We start from the raw sequence: 13637 nt of genomic DNA, 5'->3' as shown, positions 1-13637 counted from the left end.
TTCGCGCGAGCGGTCTTCGATCCGATATCGACGTCCCGCATTCCCCCGACGAGGAACGCCCAGGCAGCGGGGTTGTCGAATCGTCGATTCGAAGCGATTCACCCCACGCGGCGGGCGGCGAGGACCTCGGTGCGCACCCCCGACGGGCCACGATCATCGCGTCCTCGCACCGCCTGAACATGGGAACGCTCCCATGTAATTCGGCGAGCTGCGGATGCCGGGGCCGGATCGGCTCGCCCCGCTTCGATCAGGTCCGCGAGGCCAGCGCGGCGGCGACCGCGTCGAGGATGTGCGCCCACGGCAGATCCCGCTCCGGCTCCTCGGCGGGCTCGGCCAGGGGGAACACCTTCGGGCCCTCGACCAAACCGACGCCCGCGTTGCGCAGTGCGGCCAGATGCCCAGGCCAGGCCGGGTGTCTGGCGTGCGCGGCGTTGACGCGTGGGAAGACCACCACCGGCACCCGAGGATCACCCACGGCCTCGCCGACCTGCGTGAGCGCCTGGTTGTCGCCGATGCCCAGCGCGAGTTTGGCGACCGTGTTGGCGGAGGCGGGCGCCAGCACGTAGCAGTCGACCGGCGGATGCGGTCTGGCCGTGCCGGGCAGCCGGGACTCCGATCGCACCGGGAGTCCGGTCACGGCGGCCATGGCCTCGACCTCGCCGACGGCATTCAGCCAGCGGGCTGCGGTGGGGGTGAGCGTGACGCCGACCCGCCAGCCGCTGGCCAGCGCGGGCTCGACGAGTCCGGCGCGCAGTCGCTCCAGGCCGCCCGCCGCCGAGGCCACGATGCCGATCATCGGCGGTCGGGCTGCGCCGGGCGAGGTCGTCACGCCTGTCGTCATCGCCTGCCGCTCCGATCTCGATCAGCCGGGATTCCGCCGCCGTTCGCCGAGAAGTGCGCCCGGCAACCGCTGGCCGGTCGGCCCCGGCCGGGGTGACGCGAGGACGCGCCGCCTGGCGGGAGGCTAGCAGCAGTCGACACCGCGAATGCCGTCGAGATCAGCCGAGGCTCGGTCCGAGCGCGGGGCCTCGCCTAGGGCAGCACAGCCGCCCTGACCAGGCAGGACACCGACACCGGTCGCGCTCCATCGAGGCCGCGTCCGTCAGCCCGACGAGACGATGCGGCCCCCGCGCCACGTCGTCGCCGACGGCAGCCGCCGCAGCCGTCCGTCCGCTGGAGGTCATCGATCGGGCACGCCGTCCTGTTCGCTCCTCTCGCCTAACCGGTCGAGAAGCCAGTCATGGAAGCCCCCGATGTGGTGTTCGACCGGGACGAGCACCCCGCCTCGGGCATAGGCCCTGGAGGCCATCGCGGGCTGACAGCGTTCGCAGGCCTCGAAGTCCTGCCGGTTGACCCGGTCGAACAGCTCCACCGACGCCGAGGTGTCCGCGCCGGCGGCCACCACGTCGGGGGCGTAGAGCCAGTCGCACTCCACCAGGGTGCGATCCACGGCCAGCGGATACATCCGATGCAGGATCACGTGATCCGGCACCAGATTCAGGAACACCTGCGGCCGCACCGTCGCGGCGTAGTAGCGGCGGTCCTGGTCCGCCGCGATCCCCGGCAGCCGCGCGAAGCCCGGCCTGCCGTCGATGGTGAAGCCCTCGGCCTCCTCGGCGAACGCGGCGCCGTGTCCCACGTAGTACTGCGCGGCGTAGCCCTCCGCGAACTCCGGGAGGACGTCGGTCAGCTCGGGGTGAATCGTGGCGCAGTGATAGCACTCCATGAAGTTCTCGACGATCAGCTTCCAGTTCGCCCGCACGTCGTAGGAGATCCGCCTGCCCAGCGACAGGCTCTCCACCTGGTACCGCTCCACCGCTGCCGGGTCGCCGAGTCGCTCGGTCACGGCGTCGATCACCGTGTCCTCGAAGGACGGCGGCGCCGAGCCCAGGCACACCCACAGGTAGCCGAGCCAGTGCCGCAGGGCGACCGAGATCAGGCCGTACTCCGTGCGATCCACCGCGCCGAGCGAACTCAGGTTGGGCGCGGCCGTCAGTCGTCCGTCCAGCCCGTAGGTCCAGGCGTGATAGGGACACTGGAGGCTGCGCCGGACCGTTCCCGACTCCTCGACGCACAACCGGGCGCCCCGGTGCCGACAGATGTTGAGGAAGGCGCGCTGCACACCGTCGCGTCCCAGCACGAGGAGCACGCTCTCCCTGCCGACCTGCACGGTGCGGAAGTCGCCGGGAGCACGCAGGTCGGCCGCGCGGGCGGCGCAGATCCACCCGGCCTCGAAGATGCGCTGCTGTTCTCGTTCGAAGACGGCGGGATCGGTGTAGTAGCGGCCGGGCAGGGTGGCGACGAGTCCGGTGGGGCCGTCGGTGGTCGTCATGATCGTTCACCTCTCGGATGCCGAGTCGAGCCGGATGCCTGGGCGGCGCAGGCCGGGCCTGCGGCGGGGAGGTCGATGTCTGGCTGCGGAGTGCGATCGCAGGGCAGGCCTCGGTGCCTGCGGGGCCGGGGCCCGCATCGCGACGGGCGCGTGGGCGAGATCGGCCGGTTCTCGGTATGGGCGCGCGGTCGGTCACACCGAGGAACCGAGGCTCGACGTCGCACCGCAGGCTCGGATCACGAACCCGCTGCTGACGCGCGCCGCAGGCGGCGGACTGCTCACCCCCTGGCGGTCATCGGCGCATCCGGGTGCCCTCCGGGTCGAAGAGGGGTTCGGCGGCGACCTCGTAGGGGAGTCGCTCGCCGAAGTACTCGACGTCGACCGGCAGTCCGGGCTTCGCGTGCTCGGCGGGCAGCCAGGCGTAGGCGATGCCCAGCCCCAGCGTGTGGCCGTAGCCTGCGCTGGTGACGTGGCCGACCGGCCTGCCGTCGACGAACACCGGTTCGGCACCCAGGACGGTGGCCGCCGGGTCCGGGGTGACCAGCGCGCAGAGTCGACGGACAGGCGGCGAATCCCGCCGAGCCTCGATGACGTCGCGACCGACGAAGTAGCCCTTGTCCAGGCGTACCGCGAAGTCGACGCCTGCCTCATACGGGTCGTGCTCGCCTGTCATGTCCAGCCCCCAGGACCGGTAGCCCTTCTCCAGTCGCATGCTGTCGAAGGCGCCTCGGCCCGCAGCGATCAGTCCGTGCGGACGGCCCGCCTCCCACAGCGTGTCCCAGAGCAGCCTGCCCAGATCGGCCGTGGTGTACAGCTCCCAACCGAGTTCGCCCACATAGGACAGTCGCATCGCCGTGACGGGCACTCCGCCGACGTGGATCTCCCGTGCCCGGTAGTAGCGCAGACCCCGGTGCGAGACGTCGTCGTCGGTGAGCCCGCTCAACACCTCTCGCGCGCTCGGGCCCCACAGGCCGAGACAGCAGGTACCGGGGGTGATGTCGCGGACCTGCACCGAACCGTCGCCGGGCAGGTGACGTCGTAGCCAGTCGAGGTCCAGCGGGCCGTTGGCGCCGAGTTGGAAACGTTCTTCGCCCAGCCGGGCCACCGTGAGGTCGCTGCGAATGCCGCCGTCGTCGCCGAGCAGCAGCGTGTAGGTGATCGAGCCGATCCGCCGGATGACGTCGTTGCTGGTCATGGTCTGGAGGAAGTCGGCAGCACCAGGGCCGGTCACCTCGAGACGAGTCAGCGGCGTCATGTCGAACAGCGCCGCCCGACGTCGGGCGTGCCGGGCCTCGGCGCCGACGATCGGCGACCAGTGCCGCGCCGCCCACTCTCCCGGCGCGGCGACCTCGGCGAGTTCGGGAAGATTCTCGTTCTCGGCGTACCACTGCGGCCGTTCCCAGCCTCTGACCTCGGTGAATCGGGCGCCGAGTCGTTCCTGTCGTTCGTAGAACGGGCTGGCGCGCAGGGTGCGCGGCACCTCGATCGGCCGGTGCGGATGAACGATGTCGTAGACCTCGCCGAAGCTCTGCGCGCTGCGCACCCGGACGTACTCGGGCGTGGTCTGCACCCGCTCGAAGCGGTTGAGATCGCAGCCGTGCAGGTCCAGGGCGGGTTGTCCGTCCACCAGCCATTCCGCCATGGCCCGCGCGACGCCCGCCGAATGCGTGATCCACACCGCCTCGGCGAACCAGCAGCCTTCCAGCGAGGGATGCTCGCCGAGCAGCGGCATCCCGTCGGCGGTGAAGGAGAACAGCCCGTTGATGCCCTCGTCCACCTTGGCATCGCCCAGGACGGGAAGCAGTTCCTGCGCGGCCGACCACGAGGGTTCGAAGTCCTCGGAGGTGAACTCCAGCACCGAGGGCATCCGCGTGACGGCCTCGCCGACGTGCAGGATCGCGGCGGCATCGCCGTGGCCAGGCGGGGCAGAGCCGCCGTGGCCATTCGCGGCAGAGCCGCCGTCGCCACTCGCGGTAGCACCGCCGATGTCCCACGCCGAGATCGGCATGGGTCGATGGCCGTAGGCCCCGATGCCGAGCCGGTCGCCGTGCGTACGGAAGTAGAGCCCGGCCCCCTGATGTCGCAGCATCGGCAGCTCCGCACTGTCGATCTGCCGACCGGCGGTTCGCCGGAGCGCGGGCAGCGTCGTGGTCTTGGCGTACTGGTGGGCCATCGGCGTGAGCGGGATCGACAGGTCGACCAACGCGCCGATCCTCGGGCCCCACATTCCCGCGCAGCACACCACGACGTCGGCGCGGAATCGCTCGTCCTCGGTGCGCACCGCGCTGACCCGACCGCCTACGCGGTCGATCCCGATCACGCGCCTGCCTGCCAGGAAGCGGGCCCCTCGCTCCGCGGCTCGGTCGGCCTGCGCGCGGGCCGCTGCGACCGGGACGGCGAGTCCGTCGGAGGGGATGTGCAGTCCGCCGAGGAGCCGTTGCGCGTCGAGCAGCGGGTGCAGTCGGGCGGCCTCCTCGGGGTCGACCAGCATCGAGGGAACTCCCCAGGAGGTCGCCCACCCGTGTCGACGGTGCAGGTCGGCCCAGCGCTGTGGGGTGCGGGCCACCTCCAGGCCGCCCACCGATCGGAAACAGGGCGCATCCCCCGCCGACCTCGCCGTCGGATCGGTCAGTGCGCGGTACTTCTCGACGGTGTACCGCGCGAACCGGGTCATCGTCTGGTTCCCGGTGGTCTGGAACACCAGGCCGGGAGCGTGGGACGACGACCCGCCGGTCTCGAACAGCGGGCCCTGCTCGAGCACGGTGACATCGGTCCAGCCACGTTCGGTGAGCTCGTCGGCGAGCGCGCAGCCGACGATTCCCGCGCCGATGACGACCACCCTCGGGGATGCGGCCACCTCGGAACCTCCTACGGATTCGACAACGAGACGCCTACGGTCTCCAGCGGAGCGAGGCGAGAGGGACGAGACCCCGACCGGGGTCGCCGAGACGGGGGATCAGCGCGGCAGGAGAGTCCACACTGGCCGGACGGGCCGAATCACCGCTGCTCCGCGGTGGGCCGGGCGGCTGGCGGGCGTGTCCGGACCGAGCGAGCCATCGTTCATCCGACCCCGTCCTTCCACACCGCAACCGCCCCATCTGTTGCACAGCACGAAGTGTGTCGCTCAATACGCAACAAAATCCTCGCCCCGTCGGGCAGTGTCAATAGGCCGTTTCGGCGTCGCCGAGGGTGCATGCCGAACAGGCCAGGTCCGCGTGTCGAGCGGGTGAGGAGGGCGTCGAGACTCCGGTGGGTATGCGCGGTTCTCGCCCGAAGTCGCCTGCGGCGGAAACGGCCTCGCCGCTCGCGGGAAGCCTCGGCCGCTCGATCGGCGGCGCGCTGGTTCTAGTCGCCGAGGTAGCCGAGCCGGTGGGACAGCTCCCCGGCGGCGGCGATGAGCTGCGGCGCGACCTGCCGGATACGCCTGCGCGACAGCCGGTAGGAGGGCCCGGAGGCGCTGATCGCGGCGAGCACCGCGCCGTCGGGTCCTCGAACCGGTGCGGCCAGCGCGTTGAGGCCCAGTTCCAGTTCCTCGAAACAGGCGGTGTAGCCGTCGCGAAGCACCTGGTCCAGCTCGGCCCGGAGATCGGCGACGTCGGTGACGGTCCTGGGCGTGTAGCTCTCCAGCTCCTCCCCCAGCAGTGCCTCGCGCTGCCGGTCGGGCAGGTGCGCGAGGAGCACCTTCCCGCTGGAGGTGGCGTGCAGCGGGGTGCGCTGGCCGACCCAGTTGTGCGTGGTGACCGACGCGGCGCCGCGCACCTGGCTGATGTTGATGGCCACTCCGCTGTCGGGCACGGCGACGTTCACCGTCTCGCCGAGCTGTTCGGCCAGCGACTGGCACACCGTCTGGCCGAGCTGGGCGAGGTCCATCCGGCCGGTGGCGGCGCCCGCCAGTCGGACGATGCCGAAGCCGATCACGTACTTGCCGCGCTGCCCGAGCTGCTCGACGAGGCCGCGCTGCTCCAGGACGGTGAGCAGTCGGGAGGCCGTCGACTTGTGGACACCGAGTTCGGCGGCGATCTCGGTGATGCCGGACTCGCCGTTCTTCGCGAGCAGTTCCAGCACGCTGATCGCCCGATCCACCGACTGCACCAGGTTTCCGCCGGTCTTGGCCGATGCCCTGTCCCGTCCGTTCACCGCCGTGTCATCGCCCATGGCGCCAACCGTAGCCGCCGGGAACAGCCCCCTCGGACAACCCGAGCGGCGTATTGACGACGCCGGAACACGCGCCGCACAGTGTTGCGTACTCCACACCATGTTCCGCTCTGCGCAACTGGAGGCCGCCGTGATCCCCGTCTGCACTCTGGCCGAACTCCCGCCCGGCGAATCCGTCCGCGTCCTCGCGCCCCGACCCGTCGCGGTCTTCAACGCCGACGGCGAGTTGTACGCGATCGACGACACCTGCTCCCATCAGGACGCCGCCCTGTCCGACGGCTGGTTGGAGGGCTGCCTCATCGAGTGTCCGCTCCATGCCGCGATGTTCGACCTGCGCACCGGAATGCCGACGGGTCCGCCCGCCCGGCGGCCGGTGCGAACCTACCCGGTGGTCCTCGTCGGCGACATGATCCACGTCGACACCTCGGTGCGGGAGCCGGTCGCATGAGAGCCGTGACGGTCGTCGGCGCGGGGCTGGCAGGCTGGCACGCCGTCCGGGAGCTGCGCGACCAGGGCTTCGACGGGACGATCACCGTGATCGGCGCGGAGCCGCAGCGGCCCTACGACCGGCCGCCGCTGTCCAAGCGGTTCCTGCGCGGCGAGATCGACGAGGCGGAACTGGCGCTGGCCGACGAGGCGGAGCTGGCCGAGGTCGACGCGCACTGGCGCACCGGTCGCCGGGCCGTGCGACTCGACCGACACACCAGGACGGTCGAGTTGGACGACGGCACGCTGATCGCCTCCGACGGCGTGGTGATCGCGACCGGTGCGCTGGCCAGGACGCTGCCAGGACTGACCGACGTCGCCGGGGTGCACACCCTGCGCACGCTGGCCGATGCGCGGGCGCTGCGTACGGCGTTGACCGAGGGCACGCCGAGGACGGTGGTGATCGGCGCGGGCTTCGTCGGCGCCGAGGTGGCGGCCACCTGCCACGCGCTCGGCCTGCCGGTCACGGTGGTGGAGGCGCTGGACGTGCCGCTGGCGCGGGTGCTCGGTCCGACGGTGGGCGCGATCTGCGGTGAGCTGCATCGGGATCACGGGGTGACGATGCACTGCGGCTTCGGCGTCGCCGGGCTGCGGACCGAGCCGAACCGGGGCGACGGCGCCGGCGGAGACACGGACCGAACGGGCTCGACGCGGGTCACGGCCGTCCTGGGCCGCGACGGCCGGGAGCTGGCCGCCGACGTGGTCGTGATCGGGATCGGTTCCCGGCCTGCGGTCGACTGGCTGGCGGGCTCCGGGGTGGACATCGCCGACGGGGTCGGCTGCGATGCCGGAGGCGCCACCGCGCTGCCCGGCGTGGTCGCGCTCGGCGACGTCGCGCGCTACGCCGATCCGGCGGGCGGCTCGCGGCGGCACGAGCACTGGACGGCGGCCGTGGAACAGGCGCCCGTCGCGGTGCGGACGCTGCTGACCGGTCGGTCGCGCGGCGAGAGCGGCACCGATCCGGTGCCCAACCGGGTGCCGTACTTCTGGTCCGACCAGTACTCGACCCGCATCCAGCTCGCCGGGCACCCCGACGCCGACGACGATCTGGCGGTGGTCGAGGGCTCGTTCGCCGACCGGGACTTCGTCTCCGTCTATCGCAGGCAGGGCAGGCTCACCGGCGTCGTCGCGATGAACCGGGGCCGATGCTTTACTCGGCTGCGGCGCGAGTTGCGGGCCGAGGTCGAGCGGGCCGTCGAGTCGTCGCCTGCGGCCTCGACGTGACGGCCCGCTCCTGATCGCGCGTCGGGTGTGCCGGGCGCGATCGGGATCGACGGCCGCCGCCCCGGCCGGACCGCACTCGGCAGCGCCCGCACTCACGGCAGATGTTGGATTCTCCATGCCCGGATTACGTCGAAGACCAGAATGTGCCGTCCGAATATCGCGAGCCTGCGCGCCCTGGGCGGGCGACTATAGGTGCCGAGCTGTCACCTGTGTTCGTTCGATCTGAGGATGAGAATGTCGTCTCGGTTAGACTCCAAGGTCATCATCATCACCGGTGCCACGTCGGGGATGGGGAAGGCGGTGGCGGAACGCGTCGCGACCGAGGGCGCCACCGTCGTACTCGCCGCTCGCGGTGCGGACGTAGGCGAACATTTCGCCGCCGAGATCCGATCCCGGGGCGGGAAGGCCCTGTTCGTGCCGACCGATGTGACGGTGGAGGATTCGGTCGCCGCTCTGGTCAGGACGACGGTCGAGCGATTCGGTCGAGTGGACGGCGCGTTCAACAATGCGGGCGGAATCACCGTGATGGCACCGGTGCAGGACCTCGACGAGGCCGCCTGGCGAGCCGAACTCGACCTCAATCTGACGAGCGTGTTCTACGGAATCAAGCATGAGGTGCCTGCCATCCTCGCCTCGGGTGGTGGGGCCATCCTGAACAACGCCTCCAACCTCGGGGTGGTCGGGATGGCCGCCCTCGCGCCCTATGTCGCGGCCAAGCACGGGATCGTCGGTCTGACCAGGGCCGCCGCATTGGAGAACGCCGCACACGGTCTCCGGGTGAACGCGCTGCTCACCGGCGGTGTGGACACCCCGGCCTACCGCAGTAGCACTGGTGCGACGCAGCAGGGTCGGGAGATGATCGCCGGTCTGCACCCGGTCGGTCGCGTCGCCCAGCCCGAGGAGATCGCCGCCTTCGCCGCCTTCCTGCTGAGCGATGAGGCGAGCTTCGTCACGGGCGCGGCGCTTGCCGTCGACGGCGGCTTCACCACTCGCTGATCCCGGAATCGCCCGTCAGGACTGCGCTGTCCGGCCCTGACCGGCGATCACCACCGCAGCGCCGGAGACGTCGTCAACGACGTGGACCGGCGGCGGGCGCGGTCCGCTGCTTCCGGCCGCGCCTATTCCCGCCCGGACATTACCAGTAGGGCTCATCACTATTCGGAACACCGTCGCCGGAACGGGGCCGATCACGACGGCATGAAGAAGCCGCCACGGATGGTTCGGCATCCGGTCGGACGGGTGAGCGGCAGGCAGCTCTCGAATCGAAGATCGCCGATTCTGCTTCGGCCGTTCGGGATCAGAAACGTGCCAATGAATGCAATGAGCCGTTCGGCCGGATAGCCGTCGACTGGTTTCGCGACGACCAGGAGAATACCTGTCGCGAAACAGTCGGGCGTCCCATTCTGCAGACTGCCTCCGGGACCGCGCCCCGTTCCCGGCAGGACAGACGCCTGCTGACCGGCCGCCCCTGCATGCCCCACGCGGGCGAGCGATCAGACTCCGCGCGGGAGAAAACCACTGGACGCCGTCGGTATGGTGGACCACATGACATGCTCCGGCGCTCGCACGTTGCGCTTGTACTTCCACTGAAGCTCCTCGTCGGAGCTGTGACGTCGCCTGATCAGCCGCCGCGTCCCGGGCCTTGACGGTCCCGGCGCCGTGCCGGGCGACGTCCTCGGTGCAGCCGACCCGAGTCGGCACGACAAGCACACCCCGCAGGCCGCTCCCCGCTGAGCTGTTGCCCGCCCGGCTGCTCTCTCGCCGGACCGTTCTCCGCTGATCCGCAGCCGTTTGCGCTGCGTACGGCGGGTCGTCCCGTGCTGAGCAAGCCGTCCGCGCCGCGTCCCGCGCCGGTCACGGTGCCACGCGGCCGGATTCGTCGTGCCGCCCGCAGCTCCCCTCGGTGATCTCGTCTCTTCTCGCACCGAAGGTGGATTCACCATGCGCACCAACCGCCAGAGAACCACTGTGCTGACCAGCACCGATCCCGGAGAAGCCGCCGAGGCGGCAGCCGGGGAGATCCCAGCGACCCCCACCGCCGCCAACGGGCGGGTCTTCCAACTCGCGCTGCGCGACGCCGTGCGGGCGCCGGGCGGGCGAACGCTGCTCGACGGCGTCACCGTGTCCGTCGCCGCAGGCGAGCGAGCGGGCGTGATCGGCGAGAACGGCTCCGGGAAGTCCACGCTGCTGCGCCTGATCGCGGGGCTGGACCGGCCGGATGGTGGGGAGGTGACCGTCACCGCGCCCGGCGGCCTCGGCTACCTCGGTCAGGTCCCGGACCTGCCGCCGTCCGACACCGTGCAGAACGCGATCGACCATGCCCTGGCCGACATCCGCGACCTGGAACGCCGGATGCGGGATGCCGAACGGGCCCTCTCCGACGCCCCGGCGGAGGAACTGCCCGACCGACTCGTCCGCTACGGCGATCTCGTCGAGGCCTTCGAGCTGCGGGACGGCTACGCCGCCGACGCCCGCGTCGACGCCGCGATGGACGGGCTCGGGCTCGCAGGAATCGGCAGGCACAGGCTGCTCGGCTCGCTCTCCGGCGGCGAGCAGTCCCGGCTGGGCCTGGCCTGTCTGCTGGCGGCATCGCCGGAGCTGCTGCTGCTCGACGAGCCGACCAACCATCTCGACGCGGGCGCGCTCACCTGGTTGGAAGACCGGCTGCGCGGGCATCGGGGAACCGTCGTCGTGGTCTCCCACGACCGGGTCTTCCTCGATCGGGTGGTCACGACACTGCTTGCCGTGGACGCCGAACGGCACGTCGTCGAGCGACACGGCGGCGGCTATGCGGGCTACCTGCGGGACAAGCAGGCCGAACGCGATCGGTGGGAGCAGGCCCATCGCGACTGGCTGGCGGAGATCGAACGACAGACGGCGTTGGCGTCGTCGGCGGCGAACGTCCTGGCGGCGGGACCTCGGCGCGACACGGAGAAGTCGTCGCAGCGGCATCAGCGCTCGGTGGAGAAGCAGATCTCCGCGCGGGTGCGGCAGGCGAAGGAGCGGGTGCGACGACTCAAGGAGTCACCGGTCCCGCGTCCGCCCGCGCCGCTGCGCTTCCGCGCCACACTGCGCGGCGGCGGCGAGGACGGCTCGCGATCTCCGCTGGTCACGGCCGATCAGGTCCTGGTCGGGGACCGACTCGACGTGGCGTCCTTCGACGTGCGCGGCGGAGATCGGGTACTCATCACCGGCCCGAACGGCGCGGGCAAGAGCACGCTGCTCCGGGTGCTCGCCGGTGACCTCGAACCGGATCGGGGACGGGTGCGCAGGCCGAAGCGGCTGGGCTGGCTTCCGCAGGACGACCCGATCGGCGACCCCGATCGCACGCTGGCGGAGGCCTTCGCGGCCGGGCTGCCGGGCCCGTCGACGGAGCATCGGGGCGGGCTGACGGCCTCCGGTCTGTTCCGTTCCGGCGAACTCGACACACCGCTGAGCGGGCTCTCCATCGGGCAGCGCAGGCGGCTGTCACTGGCGAGGCTGTTCCGCCGCGAGGTGGACCTGCTGTTGCTGGACGAGCCGACCAACCACCTCTCCCCCGCGCTGGTCGAGCAGCTGGAGGAGGCGCTGGCCCAGTACGCGGGTGCCGTGGTGATCGTCTCGCACGACCGGATGCTGCGCTCCCGCTTCACCGGTCGCGTCGTCACGATGCGGGCGGGCAGGCTGGTCGACTGAGCTAAGAGCCTGCCTTTGATCCCCACTTTCGGAGTTGCGCGGGGCCAACGCGGCGATCTGCGGCGTTGTCGTCAGCTGATCCCCGCTCACGACTCCAGGAGGATCAAAGACAGGCTCTCAGGGTGCGGGGTCGGCGGCGGTGGTTCGTGGATCTCGGGTGCTCTGCCGGAGTCGGGCCACGGCAGAGCACCCGAGAGGTTCGGGCTGCGGCCCGAGCCACCGGGTGGGCGCCGGTGTCCGGGGATGCCCGGGCCGCCTGTCGACTGCGGACGGATACACAGCCGACAGCCTCGGCAGCGGCGCGGGCGCCAGGCGGGATGGCCGCCCGCGCCGCCGGTGGTCCGAACCGCGCGGGGTCCGCGTCGGGGGAGGTTCGGACCGCCCCGGCCGGGCGGGCGACGCCCGGATCGGGGAGTTCACGGCTCTGCTGCTTCTAGGTGATCCCTGCGTCGCATCTGAAGCGCTGCCACCGTGCGAGACTCGGCCGTGGCCACGCCGTCCGGTCGCTCATCGCGGGGCCGCCGATGCCAGGTGCGGGATCGGTGCGGCGGGGGTGGTGGTGAGTCCGAGGCAGAGCGGGCAGCGTTGCTCGTCGTAGTAACAGACGCGCAAGGGCCGCCGGTTCATCGCGCGAAACTCGACCGCCGGCGCGCACACCGGCCGGATCAGATCGGAGCCGTTCCAGTCGGCCGGGGCCAGATGGGTGTCCCCGGTGCGCACGCTCCGCACGAACCAGGCCGTCGCCGTCACGACGGAACCGCCGGAAAGCAGACGGCGCAACGCAACAAGCGAAGCCACTCGGCCACCGACACGATCGCCGCCCCGCAGACCGCGACGTCGAGTGAGCTGTAGTCCTCGTCCCGCCGATGCTCCAGGCGGCGGAACCGCCCGCCCCACCTCGGCGGATGGTCCGCCGAGGGTTCCTTCGGCCGAGGCGCGGCCGGGTCGGCGGCGGGAGAATCGGAAGAAGAGGAGCCGCCCCGTTCGGCGGGTTCCCCGCTCCGAATCGGTGCCGTCGGGGAGCCGAGGTCGGGCCTGCACCCCTCGGTGCGAGGCGGCCGGCAGGCCTGGACGGTGGCGGAGGCACCTGCGCCGCCCGTCATCGGTGCACCAGCTGAAGGCGGCGGCGATCGTGGATGAAGTAGCGGACCCGCGAGGCACGGGAGTACACCGCAGGCTGCGGCGCCCGCAGCTCGACACCGCCGAGCACCACCGAGATCAAGGCACAGCACGGCACCGGCCGAGGACGGCGAAGCAGCCCGTGCAGCCACTGACCCACCGCGCGCCTCACGTGAGGCTCCCCGAGAAGGCGTGCACCCAACCCGCAGGCACGGCGGGGACCGGAGTGGAGAGCCGGATCTGCGTCGAGTCGACGGCCACGGTCCGGCTCGACGGGATCGGCGGCGCCGAGTACTGCGCGGCTCGGCGCCGGGACGGCGACTCGCGCCGGGCGGGGGCCTCGGCCTCGACTTCAGCAGACGCCGCCTCCGCCCGGACCCTGGCGATCACGTGAGCAGCGCGCAGCCGCTCCTCGACGGCGCGAATCCGCCGCCAGTCCTTTCGCGACGGTGGACGTCGACGCGGATGCGACTCCCGCCACCGCCGCCAGGCGAGGTCGAAGACGCCGAAGACGAGCAGGGACGCACCGACGGCGGTCAACGTGGCGAACAGATGATCATCGATGAACCTCACCGCGCCGATCCCAACGCACCCACCGGGCCAGCAGATAGATCTTGTGTTGGACGATCCGCCGTTAGGCTCTCGG

Annotated in this window: 11 protein-coding genes; 4 read left to right on the top strand and 7 right to left on the bottom strand. The window is 71.4% G+C overall.

Annotated features, from left to right (window positions below):
* Positions 1-247: 247 nt before the first annotated feature.
* From UA74_RS06695 to UA74_RS06680, 4 genes are all read right to left on the bottom strand, one after another.
* Complete coding sequence (locus UA74_RS06695) at positions 248-841, bottom strand: flavoprotein (protein ID WP_232237655.1); 594 nt, start codon at positions 839-841, stop codon at positions 248-250.
* A gap of 339 nt (positions 842-1180) precedes the next feature.
* Positions 1181-2332 (bottom strand): aromatic ring-hydroxylating oxygenase subunit alpha, encoded by a 1152-nt coding sequence (locus UA74_RS06690; RefSeq protein WP_075739511.1) that lies wholly within the window; start codon positions 2330-2332, stop codon positions 1181-1183.
* Between the two features lie 292 nt (positions 2333-2624).
* Positions 2625-5189: a GcvT family protein gene (locus UA74_RS06685; protein WP_075739510.1), complete on the bottom strand. Its 2565-nt coding sequence runs from the start codon at positions 5187-5189 to the stop codon at positions 2625-2627.
* Between the two features lie 488 nt (positions 5190-5677).
* Positions 5678-6487, bottom strand: coding sequence for an IclR family transcriptional regulator (locus tag UA74_RS06680; protein ID WP_083682981.1), 810 nt, complete (start codon positions 6485-6487; stop codon positions 5678-5680).
* Positions 6488-6617: 130 nt separating this feature from the next.
* Here UA74_RS06680 and UA74_RS06675 point away from each other — a divergent pair, with 130 nt between their 5' ends.
* The 4 genes from UA74_RS06675 (at position 6618) to abc-f (ending at position 11872) form a co-directional block, all read left to right on the top strand.
* Entirely contained in the window at positions 6618-6935 is a 318-nt protein-coding gene (locus UA74_RS06675) for a bifunctional 3-phenylpropionate/cinnamic acid dioxygenase ferredoxin subunit (RefSeq protein WP_075766005.1), read from the top strand.
* Positions 6932-8197 carry an NAD(P)/FAD-dependent oxidoreductase gene (locus UA74_RS06670; RefSeq protein WP_075764037.1) on the top strand — a complete coding sequence of 422 codons (1266 nt, stop codon included), beginning with the start codon at positions 6932-6934 and terminating at the stop codon, positions 8195-8197. Before UA74_RS06675 ends, UA74_RS06670 begins: the two co-directional genes overlap by 4 nt.
* Before the next feature lie 234 nt (positions 8198-8431).
* Entirely contained in the window at positions 8432-9193 is a 762-nt protein-coding gene (locus UA74_RS06665; protein WP_075739508.1) for an SDR family NAD(P)-dependent oxidoreductase, read from the top strand.
* A 945-nt stretch (positions 9194-10138) separates the two neighbouring features.
* Positions 10139-11872 (top strand): ribosomal protection-like ABC-F family protein, encoded by a 1734-nt coding sequence (gene abc-f / locus UA74_RS06660; protein WP_083682980.1) that lies wholly within the window; start codon positions 10139-10141, stop codon positions 11870-11872.
* A 507-nt stretch (positions 11873-12379) separates the two neighbouring features.
* Here abc-f and UA74_RS06655 read toward each other — a convergent pair.
* From UA74_RS06655 to UA74_RS06640, 3 genes are all read right to left on the bottom strand, one after another.
* On the bottom strand, positions 12380-12670 hold the full coding sequence (locus tag UA74_RS06655) for a hypothetical protein (protein WP_157434032.1): 291 nt from the start codon (positions 12668-12670) through the stop codon (positions 12380-12382).
* A 301-nt stretch (positions 12671-12971) separates the two neighbouring features.
* On the bottom strand, positions 12972-13163 hold the full coding sequence (locus tag UA74_RS06645) for a hypothetical protein (RefSeq protein WP_157434031.1): 192 nt from the start codon (positions 13161-13163) through the stop codon (positions 12972-12974).
* Positions 13160-13564: a hypothetical protein gene (locus tag UA74_RS06640; RefSeq protein ID WP_075739504.1), complete on the bottom strand. Its 405-nt coding sequence runs from the start codon at positions 13562-13564 to the stop codon at positions 13160-13162. The genes UA74_RS06645 and UA74_RS06640 overlap by 4 nt, the downstream gene beginning before the upstream one ends.
* Positions 13565-13637: the final 73 nt, after the last annotated feature.

It is taken from the genome of Actinoalloteichus fjordicus (genome assembly GCF_001941625.1).
GTDB classification, from domain to species: domain Bacteria; phylum Actinomycetota; class Actinomycetes; order Mycobacteriales; family Pseudonocardiaceae; genus Actinoalloteichus_A; species Actinoalloteichus_A fjordicus.
Note: the sequence above shows the minus strand (reverse complement) of the source record. Positions and strands in the feature narration are given on the sequence as shown.